The sequence below is a fragment of the Vibrio gelatinilyticus genome, from assembly GCF_022836845.1.
In the GTDB taxonomy this organism is placed as follows: Bacteria; Pseudomonadota; Gammaproteobacteria; order Enterobacterales; family Vibrionaceae; genus Vibrio; species Vibrio gelatinilyticus.
Genome location: NZ_JAJNNZ010000001.1, coordinates 183,870 through 206,519 on the forward strand (window position 1 = coordinate 183,870; position 22,650 = coordinate 206,519).

Genomic DNA, 22,650 nt, shown 5'->3' on the forward strand with positions numbered 1-22,650 from the left:
TCTACCTCACGTGAATACTAAATTTACGTTCCACCAGCTTTAGGAAACCTGTCGAAATGCTAGTGAATAACAAGAAAATAATGGCGACGGACATATAGAATGTGAATGGCATCTTTGTCGAACCTGCGGCAAGGGAACTCACCCGAACCATATCCTCAAGGCCAATAATCGATACCAAAGCGGTTGTCTTAAGCAATACGAGCCAGTTATTGCCAAATCCAGGTAAAGCATGGCGTATCATTTGAGGCAGTAGAATTCGTCGAAACGCCATTGGTCCGCTCATTCCATAAGCTTTCGCTGCTTCCATTTCACCTTGATCAACGGCCATGATCGCGCCACGAAAAGTTTCGGCCATATAGGCTCCGAAAATAAATCCGATGGTAAGCACGCCTGCAATGAAAGGTGATACATCAATGTAGTCGGGTAGATATGCCGTCCACTCATGGCTCGGGTCACTGGCTGTGAACCATTCGTTGAGCCATTCATTAATGGCGTAGAGGCTATTATTGAGTAGAATCTGACCGCCGAAGAAAATCAACATCATTAAAACGAGATCGGGTATCCCTCGAATGACAGTCGTATAAAGGGTCGCAATTGCTCGCGCCCAACGATAAGGTGCTAGCTTTGCAAGCGCGCCTAACATGCCCAATACCATAGCAAGCAAAAGAGAAAGCAGAGCCACTTCTATGGTGAGTACGGCCCCTTTAAATATAGAGGCTTCATATCCTTGTAAATCCAGCATAGTCCTTTCCAACAGCACAACAAAATGTTGGTAAGACAAGAGCTAGAGCAAGGCCCTAGCTCTTGTGTAATCAATACTTCTTATTCTAATTTAGCAGGTAATTTAGATTACTCGCCATATACATCGTAGTTGAAGTATTTCGCAGCAATTTTTTTGTACTCGCCACTGGCACGTAGCGCATCGATTGCAGAATCAAGTTTCTTTGTAAGATCTTTGTCTTGTTTACGTACGGCAATACCAAAGCCTTCACCAAACCATTTAGGATCCGTGAGTGATGGGCCAGCGAACTCATACGCTTCACCGCCTGGCTTATTAAGTACACCTTCTTCAAGTGCAGACGCGTCACCAAGTACCGCAGCAATTCGGCCATTAGCTAGGTCAAGGTAAGCTTCATCGAATGAACCGTAACGTACGATGTCAACTTTACCGCCGTAGTTATCAGTGATGTACTTGTCGTGCGTTGTTGCACGCTGAACACCGATTTTAACGCCATCAAGATTGTCAAAATCTAGACCAGCGCCTTTCTTAGCAATGAATTTATTTGGGATAAGCGCGTATTTACCAGTGAAATCAATCTTCTTTTTACGCTCTTCAGTGATCGACATTGCTGCGATGATCCCATCGTACTTGCGTGCAAGCAGTGACGGGATAATACCATCCCAATCTTGTGGTACGATTTTACATTTCACTTGCATCTCTTCACACAGCGCATTTGCCATGTCAACGTCAAAACCTTTAAGAGAGCCATCAGCTTCTGTCCAGCTAAATGGAGGATAAGCACCTTCAATACCAAAACGTACCGTCTTCCATTCCTTTGCTTGCGCTACGCCAGTTGCTGTCGTCGCAATCATTGCCGCTACTACTAACCACTTTTTCATTTCCATACTCCTGTGATTGGATGTTTCTTTATTTTTGATGTTGCGTTTTATATAGCTAGGCCAAAGGCCTAATTTTGCCAATAAAATGACACAGAAAATGTGCCATTAATCAGTAAATTGATGAAATAAACTGCTGAAGTCGTTCTGATTCAGGGTTGGTAAAGAGTTTCGCAGGATCGCCCTGCTCTTCAACCAAACCTTGGTGCAAAAACATAACATGATTGGATACATCTCTTGCGAACGCCATTTCGTGGGTAACTACCAACATTGTTCTTCCCTCTTCAGCAAGATCACGCATGACCCCAAGAACTTCACCAACAAGCTCAGGATCCAACGCGGAGGTTGGTTCATCGAATAGCATGACCTCTGGGTCAACGGCGAGCGCACGAGCAATCGCTGCACGTTGTTGTTGACCTCCAGAAAGGTGACCAGGGTAGTAATCTTTGCGTTCATACAAACCTACTTTTTTCAAAAGTAATTCTGCATTTTCTAACGCCTGTGCTTTGGGAACGCCTAGCACGTGTATGGGGGCTTCAATGACATTTTCTAGTACAGTCATATGCGACCATAAATTAAAACCTTGAAACACCATAGCTAAACGAGAGCGGATTCTCTGAACTTGTTTTTCATTGGCAGGTATAGATTCACCCAGACGGTTGTTCTTCATTTGGATAAGTTCTCCATTTACCCAAATTTCGCCTTCCGTTGGTGTTTCTAATAAGTTAATGCATCTAAGAAATGTACTTTTCCCTGAACCTGATGAGCCAATAATTGAGATGACATCACCTTTATGGGCAGCAAGGGAAATCCCCTTTAAAACTTTGTTCTGTCCAAATGTCTTATGCAGTTCTTTTATGTCTAGCGCTGGTACATCATTCATTGCGCTTGTACTCCCTGTCGTATCTGTGACTGCCAAGGTACTCCGACCTTTTATTTATTCGGTACACGCTAGCACCCCAAACTGGGTTTTGCAACAAATTATTAACCTATTTGCCAGCGTAATTTAGGCATTATATCCGAAGAAATATGCAATAAAAAGCAAATTAACCTAAATATAATGCATAAGCTATATAGTATGTTGCACAATTAATCACTTACACCACGTAAACGATAAGTCTGATGTTGATAAGACTTTGTAACAATAACTGTGGGTTATGTAGATGAATTCGTTATCAGGGCAATACCTGCTAGTCGGTTGTGTTACCTTGCAGATAGTAATAAGGTTTTTAACCCAATTGCCACCAACTGCAATAGGATGTATCGAACGTAATTGGCGATGACTTGATTTAATGGTGCGTACGAACGCCGCTGCTTTGAGAGTTGGCTCTCTTGAAGAAGGCGTCGGAAATCATTGGATAAATTTTCATAAAAGTCAGTGTTCATTTACTTTTATGACTGAAAGAGAATTACGTTAGTTAGTGGGAAGTTGTCAATCTTTAACCATTAGTTGTAGTTTTATTTCACTATCTTTCATTAAGTGATCAAGATCAATCATGTTCTTAGCGTTGCTTGTTAGACTCGGCGAAAGAACATGGTACGAAGAAATCAACTCTGCTTGGTAAATCTCGTCTATTCTAAAGCACGTATAACATGTGCTGTAGATTTACCTTTTTTTACGTTTATCTACTCTTCGTGGCATAACAAGAACAATCAACTTTAAAACTATGAGGATTCTATGTCAGACGCAGTGAATAAAGCGCATTCTGATTCGGATATCGAGACAAAGAGTTATCAAGAACTGCACCGTCCATCATCTGAATTTGCCAGCCGCTCTGAATATCTCGATCACGAACTTCAAATCATGAAGCCACGTCGTTATGGACTTAATCTACCTGGACGAGATTTCCGATTCGAACTTGAAGATTTAGTTCCCGCTCTTGCTGGTACCATCGGCATTATTGCGATGTACTCTGCGGTTATGATGTCTTGGGCTGACGGCCTTACCGCTGCGTGGGACCACGTAGAGCTTGGTAAAGAGTTCGCCATTGAAGTCGCCCGTGTCGAAATGCTTATTCCAGCCCTCCTTTTTTGTGTTCTTGCTTCTGGCTTTATTAACCCTAGAGCTAACCTAGCAGGTAACCACGGACCAATGATTCCATTAATTGGTTCTATCGCACTTGCTGGTGCTCACCCACTAGCTCTTGCCATTTTACTGGGTGTTTTCGGTTTACTCTTAAGCTACTTTAAAGGTGGTTCCAAACTGGTCAATCTGACCTCGGAAGGAACAGCCGGTGGTTTATTGATATTCCTTGGTTTTACCGGGGCAATGAGTCAAATTGGTTCTATTCAGTCATGGGCAACAGGCTTACAGTCTGCGGATATCGCAGCGGGCAGTATGGGTTATGTTGGCCTTGTTGTGCTAGGCATCAACATTGCTATTTATGCTCTTTTGGCTAAGTTCAACAAGCGTTGGCTTGCGATTCCTGTGTGCGCCATCACTGGTCTTATTATTGCCTTAGCTCTAGGTGCAGGTTTCGACCTAACGTTTGAAACAGAAATGGGCTTGCCGAACCTAAACCCAGTTTACTGGTGGGGCAGCGAGACGGAAGGTTGGATGCTTGGCTTGCCAACGCTGTCTCACTTTATTGCGTCTTTACCGTTTGCGATTCTTGCCGTTGCAATGTGGTCTCCAGACTTCCTTGGTCACCGTATCTTCCAAGAGTTGAACTACCCTCGTAAAACTGAAAAAGTGCTGATGGACGTCGATGACACAATGACTATGTGTTCTATCCGTCAAATGGTTGGTACTGCGGTTGGTGGTGGTAACATCACCTCTTCTTGGGGTACGTATATGATCCCAGCGGCTATCGCTAAGCGCCCTATCCCCGCTGGTGCGATTCTACTAGGTTCACTGTGTATTATCGTTGCGATTCTTGGCTTCCCAATGGATGTCGCTGTATGGCCGCCAGTAATGCGTGTAGCGCTTCTAGTCGGTGTATTCTTACCGCTACTTGAAGCTGGTATGCAAATGGTTCGTGAAACTAAAGACTCACAATCAGCTGGTATCTGTATCTTCGCTTCTGTTGTTGCTAACCCTGTTCTAGCATGGGCACTGACCATGTTCTTAGATAACAACGGCTTGATTGGTGACAAAGAGCGAGCTTCTCGACTATCTTTCATCGATAAGGTCATCATTCCTGTAGGCGTCTTCGTTGTATGTTTGGTAGCAATGCTTGCTGTTGGCATGCTTGAGAGCCAGTACGGGATCCCAGCGTTCTTGTAAAACGTTAGTGAAATCTTTGGGTAGTGCTTGTCACTACCCAAATTTTTATCTTTCTTTTTTAATTTTTATTGATTTAGTTTAAGTTTTGCAGAATAATTTTAGTGTAACCTTGAGATCAACAAGTTGAGTAACAATATCTATAATTAGTAAGCTAGCTATATTGATTATAAATATTTTTATTAATGTGTGTACTGTCCCTATCAAAAAGGGAACACTGGCTCAACAGTGAAAAGTACGTGTTTTTACTACTAAAAAGGTAGGTATGTCATGGCAGAGCAATTTGCTAAAGCTTGGGAAGGTTTTGCGGCAGGTGAGTGGCAAAACGAAGTAAACGTTCGTGATTTCATCCAGAAGAACTATGCTCCTTATGAAGGTGACGAAGATTTCCTAGTTTCTGAAGGTACTGAAGCAACAAACAAGCTTTGGGCTAAAGTAATGGAAGGTATCAAGCAGGAGAACGCAACGAAAGCGCCTGTAGATTTCGATACTTCTGTTATTTCTACCATCACTGCACACGATGCAGGCTACATTGAGCAAGATCTAGAAACTATCGTTGGCCTTCAAACTGAAGCGCCACTTAAGCGTGCAATCATCCCTAACGGTGGTGTGCGCATGGTTGAAGGTTCTTGTAAAGCATATGGTCGTACCCTCGACCCAATGGTTTCAAAAATCTACTCTGAATACCGTAAAACACACAATGCTGGCGTTTTCGATATCTACACGCCTGATATCTTAAAATGTCGTAAGTCCGGTGTTCTGACTGGTCTTCCTGATGCATACGGTCGTGGCCGTATCATTGGCGACTACCGTCGTGTGGCACTTTACGGTATCGACTTCCTAATGAAAGACAAGCAAGCTCAATTTGCTTCTCTTCAAGAGCGTTTCGAAAACGGCGAAGACCTAGCAGCAACCATGCAACTTCGTGAAGAAATCTCTGAGCAACACCGCGCACTTGGCCAAATTAAAGTTATGGCTGAGAAATACGGTTTTGACATCTCTGAGCCAGCTCAAACTGCTCAAGAAGCTATCCAGTGGACTTACTTCGGCTACCTAGCTGCAGTTAAATCACAAAATGGCGCAGCAATGTCTCTAGGTCGTACTTCATCTTTCCTAGATATCTTCATCGAGCGTGATATTGCTGCTGGCAAAATCACTGAAGTTGAAGCTCAAGAAATGATTGACCACTTCGTAATGAAGCTACGTATGGTTCGTTTCCTACGTACGCCTGAATACGATGAGTTGTTCTCTGGTGACCCAATCTGGGCAACAGAATCAATGGGTGGTATGGGTATCGACGGTCGTACACTAGTAACACGTACTAACTTCCGTTTCCTAAACAGCCTATACACTATGGGTCCTTCTCCAGAGCCAAACATCACGGTTCTTTGGTCTGAGCAACTGCCTGTAGGCTTCAAGAAGTTCTGTGCGAAAGTATCTATCGATACGTCTTCTATCCAGTACGAAAATGATGACCTAATGCGTCCTGACCTAGGTTCTGACGATTACGCTATCGCTTGTTGTGTATCGCCAATGATCGTTGGTAAGCAAATGCAGTTCTTTGGCGCTCGTGCTAACCTTGCAAAAACCATGCTTTATGCAATCAACGGTGGTGTTGATGAGAAGCTTAAAATGCAAGTTGGCCCAGTTGGCGACAAGATCACTGACGAAGTGCTTAACTACGATGACGTAATGGGTCGCCTAGACACATTTATGGATTGGCTAGCGAAGCAATACGTGACTGCGCTAAACAGCATCCACTACATGCACGATAAGTACAGCTACGAAGCGTCTCTAATGGCTCTACATGACCGTGACGTTCGTCGTACTATGGCATGTGGTATCGCAGGTCTATCTGTTGCTGCTGACTCTCTGTCTGCTATTAAATACGCAACAGTGAAACCAGTTCGTGACGAAGATGGCATCGCAATTGATTTCGAAATCGAAGGCGACTACCCTAAATTCGGTAACAACGACGCACGCGTTGATGATATCGCATGTGAACTTGTTTCTACGTTTATGGGCAAAATCCGTAAGCTTAAGATGTACCGTGACGCTATCCCTACACAGTCTATCCTTACTATCACTTCAAACGTGGTTTATGGTAAGAAGACAGGTAACACTCCAGATGGTCGTCGTGCTGGTGCTCCTTTCGCTCCTGGTGCTAACCCAATGCACGGTCGTGACGAAAAAGGTGCTGTAGCTTCATTGACTTCTGTCGGTAAACTACCGTTTGCAGACGCACAAGATGGTATCTCTTACACTTTCTCTATCGTTCCTAACGCGCTAGGTAAAGAAGAAGACAGCCAACGTGCTAACCTTGCAGGCCTAATGGATGGTTACTTCCACCACGAAGCTGGCATTGAAGGTGGTCAACACCTTAACGTGAACGTTCTTAACCGCGGTACTCTAGAAGACGCAGTTAAGCACCCTGAGAAATACCCTCAGCTAACCATTCGTGTATCTGGTTACGCCGTTCGCTTTAACTCTCTAACAGCAGAGCAACAAGCAGACGTAATCGCACGTACGTTCACTGAATCTCTATAATAGAGAGCTCAGCAATATCAAGCCTCGCTTTTTGCGAGGCTTTTTTTATTCATTCAACCATCTCCCCCCTCCACTTTTTCCGGGACAAACTTAGTTACAATATATCAACGATACTGCTCCAGTTACGCTTCTTCACTGCTTGTTTGTTTTTATGATTACATGACATCATCACCAAGTACTCATTACTTGTTCTATGTTTGAAGAGCCTCGTTAATACTATGAAATACCATTATATCGCTGCCTCCTTACTATCGTTTTCTGCGGCTGTTACTGCGTCGGAACTCGCGACCGTTTCCTTCGCTCTTGATAACGACGGCATCTATGGCTCAGATGAAGACTACAGCAACGGTATTTTTGTCAGCTACACCTCCGGTTCCATTAAACCATACTGGTTATTTCAACCATTGAGTCTGTCCTATTGGGGAGCATCGTCATTAGACAAAGTGGAAGTTCAACTTGGACACAAGATATGGACACCAACCGATATTGAGGCATCGTACCCTTTGGAAAACGATCGCCCTTATGCTGGTTATTTTCATGGTGAGTTCAATTACATCAGCCTTCACCCAGAGCAGGCTCACCGCTTTAACTTAACGATTGGCACAACTGGTGAGAACTCATATGCAGATAAAGCCCAAAGAATCGTGCATTCGATAGTCGGCTCTAGCGAACCACAGGGGTGGGAGTATCAAATTGACAACAAAGTGGTTGGTAGCCTAGGCTATCTATCTCATTTTAATTTGCTGAGAAAGCAGATCTTGAGTAATTCTAGTTGGGAATTATCTAATGTGTCTGAAGCCAATATTGGCAACTTTCGCAGTGATGTCTCCACCGGATTCATGTTGCGGTTTGGTACGGATCTGCACAATAACTTTGGCGCAGCTAACATTAGTGCCGAAAATCCATTTAAAGCCGGGATGATTGGCACTTCGGGTTCAGCTTGGTTTAGCTTTATTGGCGCAGAGTTACGCTATCGATTTAACGACCATACCATTGAAGGAGCTCGCTCTGCCTTACCAGAACCACAAGATCGATACGATGTGGATTTGCAACATCTGCAAACGACGTTGGTTACTGGTATAGCATGGTATAATCGCCACGTTGGGGCCAGTCTAACCTTAACGGGCAAAAATGCCGACTATAAGCAAGCCTCAAATGGCATTCATGGTAACGGCGCAATTTCCCTATTTGCATTTTTCTAATCGCAAACAGGCACAAAATCAGCGATGAAAACCACCTGACATGTGGTACTGATTGCAAACAAGAATTATCACTCAAAAATATACCAACAGACACCAGCAATTAACACATCAATACAACTCCCCTCACTAAAATCCAATCGAAGTTTCTATTCCATACCCAGTTTTCCTGTTTAAGGAGACGAATTTGTAATAAAATAGTGAGCAAAAGTAGTTACTAGAGAAGTACATATGTCTACAACAGGTCGCATTCATTCCTATGAGTCTTGTGGAACCGTCGATGGCCCAGGGATTCGCTTTATCGTGTTCTTACAAGGCTGCCTAATGCGCTGCATGTATTGCCATAATAGGGATACATGGGACACTCAGGGCGGAAAACAAGTCGACGTTGACGAATTGATTTCTGAAGCCAAATCTTACCGACATTTCATGAATGCTTCGGGTGGCGGCATCACTTGCTCTGGTGGTGAGGCTATGTTGCAGCCCGAATTTGTAAGAGACTTTTTCCGTGCAGCACAAGCGGAAGGGATCCACACCTGCCTAGACACCAATGGCTATATTCGCAAACACACCGACGTTGTTGATGAAGTTCTTGATGCCACTGATTTAGTGATGCTCGATCTCAAACACATGAAAGATGAAATTCACCAAGACTTTATCGGTGTATCGAACAAACGTACGCTTGATTTCGCACGTTATCTACATAAGATCGGCCAAACAACCTGGATTCGCTACGTGGTTGTTCCGGGTTATACTGACGATCCTGAATCTGCGCATATGCTTGGTGAGTTCATTAAAGACATGGATAACATAGAAAAGGTTGAGCTACTACCCTATCACAAACTAGGCGCTCACAAGTGGGAAGCGCTTGGCTATGACTATCCTCTCGAAGGCACCGAGCCGCCGACAAAAGAAGTTATGGATAACATCCAAAACATTTTGCTGCAATACACTGACAACGTAAAATACTAATTCCGTTATTCATACATTAAAAATCGAACAAAACGCGCCACATGGCGCGTTTTTTATTACAAATATGTGTTGAGATCATGTTACATATTATCGGTGAGCTGATAACCTGTCGATATAGCTATTTAATTCGTAAACTTATAATTAGTACTTTCTAGTGAGGCTTTTCAAGATGGAAATGACAAACGCTCAACGTCTAATCCTGTCCAATCAATATTATCTTATGGCAAAATTAACGCCGGAAAATGCAGCCAAGTATCAACGCCTGCAAACCATTGTTGAACGTGGTTATGAACTACAAATGCGCGAGATGAACAAAGAGTTTGGTTGCTTAGTAGAAGATGAATGTCGCGAAGTGATCAACGTGATGGAAATGTACCATGCTATGCAAGAGTCCAATAAAATGCTCACGGATGAAGAGCGCAAAGATGTTGATCAACGCCGATTGCAATTTCTAGGCTTTGATATTGCGACAGAAGCCCAACTTGTTAACTATGTTCGTTTTCTCGTCGACTCTGAAGGCCTTTATCCGCAATTTGATAAAGCCGACCATCACTTTAACAGTCAAATGCCGATGCTCGACAAATATCGCCGTATGCTTATAACATGGCGGAACTGCCCTCGACAGTACCATTTATCCGCTGCTGAGTTTACACAGATCTTCAACGCTTAAAGGTGTAGCGCAATTATTGAAGCCCAGCCACGATGTCGCTGGGCTTTTTATTGTCTAAAACCCTATCAAATCAAGCGTTAATTTTAACTTACGTAGACACTTGTTTAAAACATGAGACTTGTTTTTGTTTAGCCGACTGTCCCATTTGATTTGTAAATAACCGCATAATTGTTAAGCAAAATTCTCATTTCCCTACTAGGATTAAAGGTGACAAGGAGTCGCTCCGTATTTCTGTCAACGGTCAGCTTTGCAGGTTTAAGGGGAATCTAGCTATGAGTATTTTTGATCACTATCAAGCACGCTATGAAGCGGCAAAAGATGAAGAGCTATCACTACAAGAATTCTTGGCTCTGTGTAAAGATGACAAAAGCGCCTATGCAAATGCAGCAGAACGGTTGTTGCTTGCAATAGGTGAAGCTGAAGTCATCGATACTGCTCAAGATCCACGCTTGAGCAGAATTTTTTCTAACCGAGTCATTTCGCGTTATAAAACTTTTGAGGATTTTTACGGTATGGAAGATGCTATTGAGCAAATAGTGTCCTACCTTAAGCATGCGGCTCAAGGGCTCGAAGAGCGCAAGCAGATCCTTTATCTCTTAGGGCCTGTTGGTGGCGGTAAATCATCACTGGCGGAAAAACTAAAAGCCCTGATGCAAAAAATGCCAATTTATGTTCTCTCTGCTGATGGAGTACGCAGCCCAGTGAATGACCATCCATTCTGTCTCTTCGACGTCTCAGAAGATGGTGATTTACTGCAACGCGAATATGGTATCGAGAAGCGATATTTACGTTCCATAATGTCTCCCTGGGCAGCAAAGCGCCTACACGATTTTGGCGGTGATATTTCCAAATTTAAAGTCGTAAAAGTACGCCCTTCTATCTTAGATCAAGTCGCCATAGCCAAAACAGAGCCTGGTGACGAAAATAATCAGGATATTTCTTCGCTTGTAGGTAAGGTGGATATCCGTCAGCTTGAACATTTTTCACAAGATGATCCTGATGCTTACAGCTACTCAGGTGCCTTGTGTAAAGCCAACCAGGGTTTGATGGAATTTGTCGAAATGTTCAAAGCCCCCATCAAAGTTCTTCACCCTTTACTAACTGCTACACAAGAAGGCAACTTCAATGGCACGGAAGGTCTATCTGCTTTACCTTTTGACGGCATGATTCTCGCCCACTCGAACGAATCGGAGTGGCAGACTTTTAGAAATAACAGAAATAACGAAGCGTTTTTAGATAGGGTCTACATCGTCAAAGTGCCTTATTGTTTGCGAGTGTCTGAAGAGGTCAAGATCTATCAAAAACTGCTCGACCACAGTGAACTTTCGAAAGCGCCATGCTCGCCTAGTACCCTAGACTTACTTGCACAGTTCAGTATTTTGTCTCGACTAAAAGAGCCAGAAAATTCTTCTCTATTTTCGAAGATGCGCGTTTATGATGGTGAAACACTCAAAGACACCGATCCAAAAGCCAAAAGTTACCAAGAATATCGGGATTACGCGGGCGTTGATGAAGGCATGTCCGGTCTATCAACTCGTTTCGCATTCAAAATCCTGTCCAGAGTATTTAACTTTGATCAGACTGAAGTTGCTGCGAACCCTGTTCACCTGTTCTATGTCATTGAACAGCAAATAGAACGAGAGCAATTCCCTCAAGAAGTCGGCGAGAAATATCTTGAGTTCCTTAAAGGTTATCTTGTACCGCGATACGTTGAGTTTATTGGTAAAGAGATTCAAACCGCTTATTTGGAATCTTATTCCGAATACGGTCAGAACATTTTTGATCGCTATGTCACTTACGCTGATTTCTGGATTCAAGATCAGGAATATCGTGATCCTGAAACAGGCCAGCTATTTGACCGCTCGTCTCTCAATGAGGAGTTAGAAAAAATCGAGAAGACAGCAGGTATTAGTAATCCAAAGGATTTCCGAAATGAAATAGTCAACTTTGTGCTCCGAGCTAAAGCGCACAACAATGGGAAAAACCCTGTATGGACTAGTTACGAGAAACTTCGTACCGTCATCGAGAAGAAAATGTTCTCGAACACAGAAGAGTTACTTCCTGTTATTTCATTCAACACCAAAACATCTTCTGAAGACCAACGAAAACACGATGACTTCGTTAATCGGATGATGGAGAAGGGCTATACAGAGAAACAGGTTCGTTTGTTGTCTGAATGGTATTTGCGCGTACGTAAATCCTCATAAGTGAGTGGCTATAGCGGCGCTCTGGCGCTGCTCATTCGCTAATTATAGGAGTAGCTTATGGCACAATTTATAGATAGGCGATTGAATGGTAAGAATAAAAGCTCTGTTAATAGGCAGCGCTTTATTCGACGCCATAAACAAAAGATCAAAGAATCAGTCACGGATGCTGTGAATCGCCGGTCCATCACGAACACTGAGTCCGGTGAAGATGTTTCTATCCCACACAAGGATATCAGCGAGCCTGTATTCCATCAAGGCCAAGGCGGTGTTCGGGACCGCGTTCACCCGGGGAATGATCAGTTTATTACCGGAGATAAAATAGAGCGCCCACCTAAAGGAGGCCAGGGAGGTGGTTCTGGGCAGGGCGACGCAAGTCAAGACGGCGAAGGTCAGGATGACTTTAACTTTCAGATCTCCAAAGACGAATACCTCGATATTTTGTTCGATGATCTTGAGCTTCCCAATCTAGAGAAAAACCAGATAAACAAAATCAAAGAGTGGAAAACTCATCGCGCTGGCTACCAAACGGCCGGTATGCCATCCAACATCGCAATCGTACGCTCCCTACAGCAATCACTGGCACGACGTACAGCCATGACAGCGGGAAAACGTAAACAGCTTGATAAACTAATGGCGCAACTCGATGAAGTTAAAATTAGTGAGCCAGCTAAGCCGATGGAAGAAAAGCGTCTAAGTGACGAAATCGCTGAACTTAGGAAAAAAATCGAAAGTGTCCCTTTCATCGACACATTTGATTTGCGTTTTAAAAACTACGAAAAACGCCCCGTTCCCTCGAGTCAAGCTGTGATGTTCTGTTTAATGGACGTGTCAGGCTCGATGGATCAGGCAACCAAAGACATGGCAAAACGATTTTATGTATTACTTTACCTCTTCTTAACAAGGACGTATGAGAATGTCGAAGTTGTGTTTATACGGCACCATACACAAGCGAAGGAAGTCGACGAACACGAATTTTTCTATTCCCAAGAAACCGGCGGTACTATCGTATCGAGTGCTCTGAAGCTTATGGATCAGATAGTCAAAGAGCGCTTCCCTCTTGAAGAATGGAATATCTATGCAGCTCAAGCGTCTGATGGCGATAACTGGGCTGACGACTCTCCGCGTTGTAAGGAACTATTGGTGAAAAGCCTTTTGCCTGCTTGCCAATATTATTCTTACATCGAAATTACTCGAAGAACGCATCAAACGCTGTGGCATGAATATGAAAAACTTGAGCAAGAGTTTAGTAATTTTGCCATGAAGAATATCCGTTCTGTAGAAGACATCTACCCCGTGTTTAGGGAGTTGTTTCAAAAAGAGACAGCATAGGGAGTTTGTGTATGACCTCTAAGACAAAGACGAAGACTAACAACAGGATGCTACCTGATGGTCCAGATTGGACCTTCGACCTGATAGAAAAATATCACGTCGAAATCAAACGGGTTGCTAAGCACTATCGGTTAGATACATACCCCAATCAAATTGAAGTGATCACTTCAGAGCAAATGATGGATGCCTATTCCAGCATTGGCATGCCTATCAATTATAACCACTGGTCATTCGGTAAGAAATTTATTCAAACAGAGCAAGGCTACAAACATGGCCAAATGGGGCTAGCCTATGAGATTGTTATTAACTCAAACCCTTGTATTGCCTACTTGATGGAAGAAAACACCGTAACTATGCAGGCGTTGGTCATGGCGCATGCCTGCTATGGGCATAATTCCTTCTTCAAGGGAAACTACCTCTTTCAAACTTGGACCGATGCAAGCTCAATCATAGATTACCTACTATTCGCGAAAAACTACATTGCCGATTGTGAAGAGAAATATGGTATTGAAGAAGTTGAGCAAATCCTTGATTCTTGCCATGCGTTGATGAATTTTGGAGTTGATCGTTACAAGCGTCCAGAAAAGATATCAATCGCCGAAGAAAAAGCCCGTCAATTAGAGCGTGAATCTTATCTTCAATCTCAAGTTAATGAACTGTGGCGCACAGTACCAAAAAATAAAACAGTGGAAGAGAAAAACAAGATTCGCTTTCCTAGTGAGCCGCAAGAAAACATTCTGTATTTCATAGAGAAAAATGCACCGTTGCTTGAATCATGGCAGCGAGAGATAGTCAGAATTGTGCGTAAGGTCAGCCAGTACTTTTATCCGCAGAAGCAAACTCAAGTCATGAACGAAGGTTGGGCGACCTTTTGGCACTACACCATACTCAACCATCTCTATGATGAAGGTGTGGTAAGCGATAAGTTCATTCTCGAATTTCTGCATAGCCACACTGGCGTTGTTGCGCAGCCCGAATATAACAGCCCATATTTCAGTGGAATAAATCCATACGCACTGGGTTTTGCGATGTTTCGTGATATCAAGCGGATCTGTGAAGAGCCCACCGAAGAGGACCAGGAATGGTTTCCCGATTTAGCAGGCACCGATTGGCTCGAAGCGATTCACTTTGCAATGCATAACTTTAAGGATGAAAGCTTTATTAGCCAATACCTGTCACCCAAAGTAATGCGAGACTTTAAATTTTTCTCTGTGCTCGACGACGACCGTAAAAACTATATTGAAGTGTCGGCCATCCACAATGAAGTGGGTTATCGACAGATTCGAGAAACGTTAGCGGCACAATATAACCTCAGTAATCTGGAGCCCAACATTCAAGTGTTCAATGTCGATGTGCGAGGAGATCGCTCAATTACCTTGCAGCATGTTCCTCACAACCGGATCCCACTGGATAAAGGCTACGATGAAGTTTTAAAGCATCTTTATCGACTTTGGGGCTTTGATGTTATTTTGGAAGAAGTAAAAGAGTCTGGGCGTCGTGAGATCTTAGCGACGTGTCCGAAAAGAGAACCCTACAACGCTACTATTTGAGCAAATTAACAAGACAAGAAAAGCAAAAAGGCACTGGGATGAAACCAGTGCCTTTTGTTTTGGTTATTAGTCTGGTTATTTATGTCGCTCTTTGAGCTTATTCACCACATCGTTCATTGATAGGCCTTGATCTTGAAGAAGAACCATCAGGTGATAAATCAAATCAGCTGATTCACACACTAGCTCCGCTTTGTCGCCCGACGTTGCCGCAAGCGCGACTTCAACACCTTCTTCGCCCACTTTCTGCGAAATACGCTTGGTGCCACGACCGTATAAGCTCGCCGTGTAAGAAGATTGCGGATCCGCATCTTTTCGAGCGGCAAGTAGCTGCTCAAGCTGATGAAGCCACACCATCTGGGACTCTTCTTGATTATCGGCATCGAAACACGTCGTCGTCCCCGTATGGCATGTTGGGCCAACAGGTTCTACTTTGAGCAGTAACGTATCATTATCACAATCAAGCGAAATGTTCTTAAGTTGAAGAACATTCCCCGATGTCTCACCTTTAGTCCAAAGGCGTGACTTGGTACGAGAGAAAAAAGTTACATGCTCTGTTTCCAATGTTTTCTCAAGCGCTTCTGGGTTCATATATCCCATCATAAGAACTTGACTAGATTGAAAATCTTGAATAATCGCAGGTACGAGACCGTCAACCTTTTCCCAATCGATACGCTCCTTTAACGCGGCTACTGCTTCACTCATATTCTGATCTCCACGCCTTCTTGTTTCAAATACTGCTTCAACTCACCAATATTGATGATTTGCTTATGGAAGACTGACGCTGCTAGTGCGCCGTCTACGTTGGTTTTTTTATAAGCCTCGGAAAAATGTTCCATTGCCCCCGCTCCGCCCGATGCTATAAGAGGTACTTTACACACTTCACGCACCATATTGAGCTGCTCGATATCATAACCGTTGCGCACACCATCTTGGTTCATCATATTTAATACAATTTCACCCGCACCGCGTTTCTGTACTTCCTGAACCCAATCGCGGGTTTCCCACTTGGTGGCTTTCGTACGAGCTTCATCGCCAGTAAACTGATAAACCTGGTATTTGCCTGTCTCTTTATCAAAGTAGGAATCGATACCCACCACGATACATTGAACACCGAATTTGTCAGCCAGCTCTGTGATAAGCTCTGGGTTCGCGAGAGCTGGCGAGTTAATAGACACTTTATCTGCACCAAACTCTAGAATTCGCGCAGCATCTTCAGCAGATTTTATCCCACCAGCAACACAGAAAGGGATATCGATCACTTCGGCCACGCGCGAGACCCAACTTTTATCAACAACTCGTCCATCACTGGATGCGGTAATATCGTAGAATACCAATTCATCGGCACCCTCTTCGGCATAACGCGCAGCTAAGGGAACAATATCGCCGATAATTTCATGGTTACGAAACTGTACGCCTTTCACTACTTGCCCATCACGGACATCCAAACAAGGAATTATTCGCTTTGCCAGCATTGAAACGCCTCCTCTGCAGTGAATTTACCATCAAGCAATGCTCGACCAACGATGACTCCGGACACTCCTGTTCCTTTTAACGCCTCAATATCGGTTAAGCTGCCAATGCCACCTGATGATTGAAACTGAACCTGTGGATATTGCTTACAAAGATCGGCGTAAAGCTCTACGTTACTGCCTTCAAGTGTGCCGTCGCGAGAAATATCCGTACACAACACATGCTTTAACCCAACAGTTAGATAGTCATTGATCAAAGCCTCTATCGTCACTCCAGAATCTTCTTGCCAACCAGAAATAGCGACTTTACGCGTGCCTTCACCATCTATGTTGATGTCTAATGCAAGCACAATTTTCTCTGCGCCATACTTCTCCATCCAACCTTTCACAAGCTCCGGCTGTTTGACCGCAGTAGAACCGACAACGACTCTCTGAGCCCCTGCTTCGAGCAAATCAACCACGTCTTGTTCACTGCGTACGCCACCCCCAATTTGAATGTTGGCAGGAGTGCCCGCAAGAAGCTTGGCAATCAGGTCCAATTGACGTGCAGAGGTGTCTTTAGCACCTGTCAAATCGACGAGGTGTAACCAGTTAGCGCCGGCCTGATGGTATAAATTAAATTGCTCTGCTGGATCAACTTTATATTCGGTGACCTGACCATAGTCGCCCTGGTATAAACGAACCACTTGTCCTTCGATTAAATCTAATGCTGGAATAATCACATTAATGTCCTTAGAGCCTCACCACCTTGTGAGGCTTATCAATACTGTTTTACAACTCCAAATAAGCTAGTAACTACACCAACTCTAGGAAATTCTGAATAAGTCTTGAACCGGCTTTTGACGAGCGCTCAGGGTGGAACTGAACACCGTAATAATTACCACTTTGAATTGCGGCGCTAAATGGGGTGCCATATTCGCAATCTGCGATGGTGTAATCACCGACTGGCATGCCAAAGCTGTGAACGAAATAGAAGTATTCGCCTTCTTCAATACCATTAAAAAGAGGGTTGTTTGGCTTTGACTTAACGGTATTCCATCCCATGTGTGGCAGTGGCAAATCTCCGGTTTCTAAGCGCTTCACTTCTCCTTCACAAAGTCCTAGACATTCAACTAACTCGTCCGCCTTTTGGCCTTTTTCTTGCGACAGTTTACCCAATAGTTGCATCCCTAGGCAGATGCCCAGAACCGGCTTTTCGATTTGTTTCACCAATTCAATAAGGTTGCGCTCTGCTAGGTTTTTCATTGCCTCACTGGCGGTGCCTACTCCTGGCAAAAATAACTTGTCTGCCGCTAGAACCACCTGTGGATCTTTCGAAATGCTAACCTGATAGCCTAAACGCTCAATCGAAAATTTTACCGATGACACATTGGCACAACCAGTATCAATAATGACTACATTTTGTAGACTCTTGACCATTACAACACCCCTTTGCTGCTTGGAAGCTCATTACCTTCGACTTTGATCGCCTGACGTAACGTACGACCAAACGCTTTAAACAAACTCTCGATGATATGGTGATCATTGTCGCCAGATGAGGAAAGGTGCAAAGTACACGCTAGGGTATCGGTAAGTGAACGGAAAAAGTGAACGACCATCTCAGTTGAAAGATCACCAACTTGTTCACGCGAAAACTCCGCTTCAAATTTAAGGTATGGACGCCCTGATAAGTCCAAACCACATTGAGCTAAACATTCGTCCATCGGCAAGCTAAAACCAAATCGACCGATACCACGTTTGTCACCGAGTGCTTCTTTGAGAGCTTGACCTAAAGCCAACGCCGTATCTTCAACGGTGTGGTGATCATCAATGTGTAGATCGCCATCCACGAGACACTTCATCTGGAAACCACCGTGAGTCGCGATTTGATCTAGCATGTGGTCAAAAAATCCCATACCCGTTGAAATCTCATTGCCGCCCGCTTCATCAAGGTTTACCCGTACTTTGATGTCGGTCTCTTTTGTGGTTCTTACGACTTCTGCGATGCGAGCATTGATGGTCAGGTCTTTCAGAATCTGTTTCCAACACATTGTCTCTGGATTGTACTGAATACCGCGAATAGCCATGTTTTCTGCCAATTGAAGATCCGTGGTTCGGTCACCAATCACTGCCGATGTTTTAAAATCAACTTTGCCGCTTTGAAGGTATTCTTTAACCATGCCTAACTTGGGCTTGCGACATGAGCAGTTGTCCTCCTCGAAGTGAGGACAAATCAATACATCGTCAAACTTAACGCCCTGAGACTCAAAGATCTCCATCATCATATTGTGTGGTGCGTCAAAATCGTCTTGTGGGTAACTCTCTGTACCAAGGCCATCTTGGTTTGTAACCATCACTAGACGATAGCCAGCATCTTGCAGTGCCAGTAGACTAGGTATGACGTGAGGCTCTAGCTTGAGCTTATCTAAACGGTCAACCTGAAAGTCTACAGGGGGCTCAACGATTAACGTACCATCACGGTCAATAAATAAAATCTTTTGTTGGTTGCTCACTTTAATAAGTCCTTTTTATGATGGCATGCTTATGCAGCAGTTTGTTCTAATTGATTTCGAATAAATGACAGTGTTTTTTCACACTCGTCGCGATTCCCGACGCTGATCCGTACGCAGTTTTCAATTGGTGAATTGCGAAGAATAATACCGGAGTCCCAAGCGGCTTTAAATAACTCGTCCCCATTGGCAAATTCCACCAATAGGTAGTTGCCCCAACCTTCGAAGACCGTAACGCCAGATAAGGTAGACAAACCCGCTTGCAAATAAGCTCGGTTAGCATTGAGGTCCAACACTTGGAACTTTGCGCGGGCAAGACCTTGCTCGGATAAAGCTTGTATTGCAATTTCAGCCACGGGAATTGGCACAGGGTAAGGTGCGATGACCTTAAGCAAAACATTGATAAGCTCTTCGTTGGCCAAGGTAAAACCACAGCGTAATCCGGCCAAAGCAAATGCCTTGGATAGCGTTCGCAAAATCGCTAAGTTTGGGTATTGTTCTAACAGGTCAACCGTTGAGGCTTCAGGGCAGAAATCGATATAAGCTTCATCCATAACAACGATGGCTTTGTCTTTCGTCATTTCGAGCAATGAGATAATGTCGTCGCGCTTAACCAAATTACCGGTTGGGTTATTGGGACTACAAACAAATACCAATTTTACGCCATCTAGGTTGGCTTCAATTTCCGGTAAGTTAAGCTGCCAATCTTCTGTTAACGGCACCGTTTTACGCTCAACGCCAATGGTTTCTGCGCTAATGGCATACATGCCATAGGTAGGTGGACAAAATAGGATGCTATCTTCACTAGGCTCACAAAAGGCGCGGATCAATAATTCGATGCCTTCATCTGCACCACGCGAGGTCAGCGTTTGCTCTGGTCGCACCCCAGCATACGCAGCATAAGCTTCGATTAGCGCTTTGGGCTGACATTCGCTGTAGCGGTTTAAACGAGCAAAGTCCGTTTTATATTCGTTGTTAAACGGTGATTCGTTGGCATTTAGCCAGATATCACCAGAGCCACCGATGCGCCTTGCTGACAAGTAGGGCGTGAGTTTCTGAACTTGTTTTCGAGCGAGTTTTTCCATTACTTTCTCTCCATTGCAAGCTTTTCAACTCGAATAGTGACCGCACGCTTGTGCGCATCTAGGCCTTCGGCTTCGGCCATAGTGACCACTGTCGGCGCCAATCCTTTAAGACCATCAGCAGAAAGCTCCTGTACCGTCATACGTTTTGAAAAGTCGGCCAAACCTAAACTTGAGTAGGTCCGCGTATAACCGTAAGTCGGCAGCACGTGGTTAGTCCCTGAAGCGTAATCACCTGCAGATTCAGGCGACCAGTCACCAAGGAAAATAGAGCCTGCATTGTCAAGCAATGGCAACAACTCTCTAGGACTCTTAGTCTGAACAATCAAGTGTTCAGGTCCATAATAGTTAGAGATAGATATACACTGAGTTAGAGAGTCAGCGATGATAATCAAGCTCGATCCCAACGCTTGCTCAGCGATATCGGCGCGAGACAATTCTTTTAACTGCTTTTTCACCGCCTCGGTCACCTGATCGGCAATGAACGGTGATGGCGTGACGAGCACGACTTGTGAATCCGGGCCGTGCTCTGCCTGGCTAAGTAAATCAGCCGCAACAAAGTCTGGGTCTGCGGTTTCATCAGCGATAACCAGGACTTCTGAAGGACCCGCTGGCATATCGATAGCCGCACCACGAAAGTCATTGCTGACCTGTCTTTTCGCTTCAGTAACATACGCATTACCTGGGCCAAAAATTTTATCTACTTTAGAGACACTTTCAGTGCCATAAGCCATAGCGGCTACTGCTTGCCCACCACCAACATTGTACACTTCGTCAATTTTGCACAGTTTGGCGACATATAAGATTTCATCAGCGATTGGCGGTGGCGAGCAAAGTACCACTTTTCGACAGCCTGCAATCTGCGAAGGCACACCCAACATTAATACGGTTGATGGCAGTGGAGCGCTTCCACCTGGAATATACAGCCCCACAGTATTAATTGGCCGTGTCACTTGTTCGCAGATCACACCAGGCTGGGTTTCTACTCGCAACGTTTCTTGTTTCTGCGCGGTATGAAATTTGGCAATGTTCGAATAGGCTTGCTCTAAAGCTTGCTTCATACCGCTCGACAAACGTCCACAGGCAGCCTCAATTTCATTGGCCGTCACACGAATAGATTGAGGACGTACCCTATCAAACTTCTCAGTAAGATCCAGTAGCGCTTCATCACCACCTTCGCGAACAGCAGCAATGACATCTGCTACAGCCGAAGTGATATTCGCACCTTCCGAAATGGCTGGACGTTCTAAGATCGAATCTTGCTGGTTTTCACTTAAAGACTGCCATACAACGGTTCTCATACTGACTACCCCATCATTTTCTCAATTGGTAGCACGAGAATTGAACTCGCACCTAGCTCTTTAAGCTGCTCCATCGTCTCCCAGAACAGATTTTCTGTACTCACCAAGTGAACAGCCACTCGCTCTTTATCTGTAGACAAAGGCAATACAGTCGGATCTTCAGCTCCAGGAAGCAACGCCTTGATTTGTTCTAGCTTTTCAAGCGGGGCATGCAACATGATGTACTTGGACTCTTTAGCCTGCTGAACGCCCTGCATTCGAGTGAGAAGTTTATCGATTAGCGCTAGTTTGTCGGCGTCAAACTCCCCTTTACGTTGAATTAGCGTCGCTTTAGAGCGGAAAATAACCTCTGCTTCCTTGAGGCCGTTAGCTTCAAGTGTTGCGCCTGTTGAAACCAAATCTGCAATCGCATCAGCTAGGCCAGCTCTAGGAGCTACTTCCACAGAGCCTGTGAGCATACAGGTACTAAAGTCTACACCCTGCTCATCCATATAGGCTTTTAACAGCTGAGGGTAAGTCGTCGCTATTCTCTTTCCGGCTAGGTCTTGTGGGCCGTTATAAGTTTCATCTTTATCAATGGCAATCGACAAACGGCAGCCACCAAAGTCTAATCGACGTAGAGTTAAAAATTCGTTGTCTTCACCCAAAGCCTTGCGATCAAGACGGACTTCTTCCAACTCATTTTCACCAATAAAGCCTAAATCGACGACTCCATCCATAATGAGGCCCGGGATATCATCATCACGCACCAACAAAAGATCAATTGGCATATTTAGTGAGTGAACAACTAACTTCTCTCCCATCACATTGAACTTAACACCGCATTTTTTGAGCAAGTCTTGGCTTTCTCTACTTAGGCGACCTTTTTTCTGAATTGCAATTCTTAGGCGTTGTGTTTGCATTGCGTTATCCCTGTGCATGATTTTGATTTTATTAATTTAAATACGAAAAAACCCTCGAGAGTTTTAGTCTCCCGAGGGTTTATGTATGCTATT

At 44.2% G+C, this 22,650-nt stretch carries 19 protein-coding genes and 1 other annotated feature (1 of these 20 cut by a window edge); of the genes, 8 read left to right on the forward strand and 11 right to left on the reverse strand.

Annotation, left to right across the window (positions count from 1 at the left end; genetic code table 11):
- Window position 1 precedes the first annotated feature (1 nt).
- From LNL84_RS00830 to LNL84_RS00840, 3 genes are all read right to left on the reverse strand, one after another.
- A complete protein-coding gene (locus LNL84_RS00830) occupies window positions 2-742 on the reverse strand; it encodes an ABC transporter permease (protein ID WP_244354321.1) in 741 nt (246 codons plus the stop codon).
- Window positions 743-849: 107 nt separating this feature from the next.
- Complete coding sequence (locus LNL84_RS00835; RefSeq protein WP_244354323.1) at window positions 850-1,620, reverse strand: ABC transporter substrate-binding protein; 771 nt, start codon at window positions 1,618-1,620, stop codon at window positions 850-852.
- Between the two features lie 109 nt (window positions 1,621-1,729).
- The gene (locus LNL84_RS00840; protein WP_244354325.1) at window positions 1,730-2,500 is read right to left on the reverse strand and encodes an ABC transporter ATP-binding protein; all 771 of its coding nucleotides are present in this window, start codon (window positions 2,498-2,500) and stop codon (window positions 1,730-1,732) included.
- Between the two features lie 795 nt (window positions 2,501-3,295).
- Here LNL84_RS00840 and LNL84_RS00845 point away from each other — a divergent pair.
- From LNL84_RS00845 to LNL84_RS00880, 8 genes are all read left to right on the forward strand, one after another.
- Complete coding sequence (locus LNL84_RS00845; RefSeq protein ID WP_244354327.1) at window positions 3,296-4,843, forward strand: DUF3360 family protein; 1,548 nt, start codon at window positions 3,296-3,298, stop codon at window positions 4,841-4,843.
- Window positions 4,844-5,110: 267 nt separating this feature from the next.
- The gene (gene pflB, locus LNL84_RS00850) at window positions 5,111-7,387 is read left to right on the forward strand and encodes a formate C-acetyltransferase (protein ID WP_244354329.1); all 2,277 of its coding nucleotides are present in this window, start codon (window positions 5,111-5,113) and stop codon (window positions 7,385-7,387) included.
- A 218-nt stretch (window positions 7,388-7,605) separates the two neighbouring features.
- Window positions 7,606-8,589, forward strand: coding sequence for a lipid A deacylase LpxR family protein (locus tag LNL84_RS00855; RefSeq protein ID WP_244354331.1), 984 nt, complete (start codon window positions 7,606-7,608; stop codon window positions 8,587-8,589).
- A gap of 228 nt (window positions 8,590-8,817) precedes the next feature.
- Window positions 8,818-9,558: a pyruvate formate lyase 1-activating protein gene (gene pflA / locus LNL84_RS00860; RefSeq protein WP_244354333.1), complete on the forward strand. Its 741-nt coding sequence runs from the start codon at window positions 8,818-8,820 to the stop codon at window positions 9,556-9,558.
- Window positions 9,559-9,727: 169 nt separating this feature from the next.
- Complete coding sequence (locus tag LNL84_RS00865) at window positions 9,728-10,228, forward strand: YfbU family protein (protein ID WP_244354335.1); 501 nt, start codon at window positions 9,728-9,730, stop codon at window positions 10,226-10,228.
- Between the two features lie 272 nt (window positions 10,229-10,500).
- A complete protein-coding gene (locus LNL84_RS00870) occupies window positions 10,501-12,435 on the forward strand; it encodes a PrkA family serine protein kinase (protein WP_244354337.1) in 1,935 nt (644 codons plus the stop codon).
- Window positions 12,436-12,492: 57 nt separating this feature from the next.
- A complete protein-coding gene (locus LNL84_RS00875) occupies window positions 12,493-13,764 on the forward strand; it encodes a YeaH/YhbH family protein (RefSeq protein ID WP_244354339.1) in 1,272 nt (423 codons plus the stop codon).
- An 11-nt stretch (window positions 13,765-13,775) separates the two neighbouring features.
- On the forward strand, window positions 13,776-15,314 hold the full coding sequence (locus LNL84_RS00880; RefSeq protein WP_244354342.1) for a SpoVR family protein: 1,539 nt from the start codon (window positions 13,776-13,778) through the stop codon (window positions 15,312-15,314).
- A gap of 75 nt (window positions 15,315-15,389) precedes the next feature.
- On the opposite strand, the gene hisIE is transcribed toward LNL84_RS00880, so the two are convergent.
- The 8 genes from hisIE to hisG all read right to left on the reverse strand — a co-directional run bounded on the left by hisIE (window position 15,390) and on the right by hisG (window position 22,557).
- Window positions 15,390-16,016 carry a bifunctional phosphoribosyl-AMP cyclohydrolase/phosphoribosyl-ATP diphosphatase HisIE gene (gene hisIE / locus LNL84_RS00885; RefSeq protein ID WP_244354344.1) on the reverse strand — a complete coding sequence of 209 codons (627 nt, stop codon included), beginning with the start codon at window positions 16,014-16,016 and terminating at the stop codon, window positions 15,390-15,392.
- Window positions 16,013-16,786 (reverse strand): imidazole glycerol phosphate synthase subunit HisF, encoded by a 774-nt coding sequence (gene hisF / locus LNL84_RS00890; protein ID WP_244354350.1) that lies wholly within the window; start codon window positions 16,784-16,786, stop codon window positions 16,013-16,015. Before hisF ends, hisIE begins: the two co-directional genes overlap by 4 nt.
- A complete protein-coding gene (gene hisA / locus LNL84_RS00895; protein ID WP_244354352.1) occupies window positions 16,768-17,505 on the reverse strand; it encodes a 1-(5-phosphoribosyl)-5-[(5-phosphoribosylamino)methylideneamino]imidazole-4-carboxamide isomerase in 738 nt (245 codons plus the stop codon). Before hisA ends, hisF begins: the two co-directional genes overlap by 19 nt.
- A gap of 73 nt (window positions 17,506-17,578) precedes the next feature.
- The gene (gene hisH / locus LNL84_RS00900; protein ID WP_244354356.1) at window positions 17,579-18,202 is read right to left on the reverse strand and encodes an imidazole glycerol phosphate synthase subunit HisH; all 624 of its coding nucleotides are present in this window, start codon (window positions 18,200-18,202) and stop codon (window positions 17,579-17,581) included.
- Window positions 18,202-19,275: a bifunctional histidinol-phosphatase/imidazoleglycerol-phosphate dehydratase HisB gene (hisB, locus tag LNL84_RS00905; RefSeq protein ID WP_244354358.1), complete on the reverse strand. Its 1,074-nt coding sequence runs from the start codon at window positions 19,273-19,275 to the stop codon at window positions 18,202-18,204. The genes hisH and hisB overlap by 1 nt, the downstream gene beginning before the upstream one ends.
- A gap of 29 nt (window positions 19,276-19,304) precedes the next feature.
- Window positions 19,305-20,357 carry a histidinol-phosphate transaminase gene (gene hisC, locus LNL84_RS00910; RefSeq protein ID WP_244354360.1) on the reverse strand — a complete coding sequence of 351 codons (1,053 nt, stop codon included), beginning with the start codon at window positions 20,355-20,357 and terminating at the stop codon, window positions 19,305-19,307.
- Window positions 20,357-21,655, reverse strand: a complete 1,299-nt coding sequence (gene hisD / locus LNL84_RS00915; protein ID WP_244354362.1) for a histidinol dehydrogenase — start codon at window positions 21,653-21,655, stop codon at window positions 20,357-20,359. Before hisD ends, hisC begins: the two co-directional genes overlap by 1 nt.
- A 5-nt stretch (window positions 21,656-21,660) precedes the next feature.
- Window positions 21,661-22,557, reverse strand: a complete 897-nt coding sequence (hisG, locus tag LNL84_RS00920; RefSeq protein WP_244354364.1) for an ATP phosphoribosyltransferase — start codon at window positions 22,555-22,557, stop codon at window positions 21,661-21,663.
- Window positions 22,558-22,599: 42 nt separating this feature from the next.
- Window positions 22,600-22,650, reverse strand: a sequence feature (His leader region); it runs 84 nt beyond the window's last position.

Bases quoted from the DNA above. Each gene is read 5' to 3' on its own strand.
- LNL84_RS00830 (WP_244354321.1), bottom strand. From the start codon at position 742: ATGCTGGATTTACAAGGATATGAAGCCTCTATATTTAAAGGGGCCGTA.
- LNL84_RS00835 (WP_244354323.1), bottom strand. From the start codon at position 1,620: ATGAAAAAGTGGTTAGTAGTAGCGGCAATGATTGCGACGACAGCAACT.
- LNL84_RS00840 (WP_244354325.1), bottom strand. From the start codon at position 2,500: ATGAATGATGTACCAGCGCTAGACATAAAAGAACTGCATAAGACATTT.
- LNL84_RS00845 (WP_244354327.1), top strand. From the start codon at position 3,296: ATGTCAGACGCAGTGAATAAAGCGCATTCTGATTCGGATATCGAGACA.
- pflB (WP_244354329.1), top strand. From the start codon at position 5,111: ATGGCAGAGCAATTTGCTAAAGCTTGGGAAGGTTTTGCGGCAGGTGAG.
- LNL84_RS00855 (WP_244354331.1), top strand. From the start codon at position 7,606: ATGAAATACCATTATATCGCTGCCTCCTTACTATCGTTTTCTGCGGCT.
- pflA (WP_244354333.1), top strand. From the start codon at position 8,818: ATGTCTACAACAGGTCGCATTCATTCCTATGAGTCTTGTGGAACCGTC.
- LNL84_RS00865 (WP_244354335.1), top strand. From the start codon at position 9,728: ATGGAAATGACAAACGCTCAACGTCTAATCCTGTCCAATCAATATTAT.
- LNL84_RS00870 (WP_244354337.1), top strand. From the start codon at position 10,501: ATGAGTATTTTTGATCACTATCAAGCACGCTATGAAGCGGCAAAAGAT.
- LNL84_RS00875 (WP_244354339.1), top strand. From the start codon at position 12,493: ATGGCACAATTTATAGATAGGCGATTGAATGGTAAGAATAAAAGCTCT.
- LNL84_RS00880 (WP_244354342.1), top strand. From the start codon at position 13,776: ATGACCTCTAAGACAAAGACGAAGACTAACAACAGGATGCTACCTGAT.
- hisIE (WP_244354344.1), bottom strand. From the start codon at position 16,016: ATGAGTGAAGCAGTAGCCGCGTTAAAGGAGCGTATCGATTGGGAAAAG.
- hisF (WP_244354350.1), bottom strand. From the start codon at position 16,786: ATGCTGGCAAAGCGAATAATTCCTTGTTTGGATGTCCGTGATGGGCAA.
- hisH (WP_244354356.1), bottom strand. From the start codon at position 18,202: ATGGTCAAGAGTCTACAAAATGTAGTCATTATTGATACTGGTTGTGCC.
- hisC (WP_244354360.1), bottom strand. From the start codon at position 20,357: ATGGAAAAACTCGCTCGAAAACAAGTTCAGAAACTCACGCCCTACTTG.
- hisD (WP_244354362.1), bottom strand. From the start codon at position 21,655: ATGAGAACCGTTGTATGGCAGTCTTTAAGTGAAAACCAGCAAGATTCG.
- hisG (WP_244354364.1), bottom strand. From the start codon at position 22,557: ATGCAAACACAACGCCTAAGAATTGCAATTCAGAAAAAAGGTCGCCTA.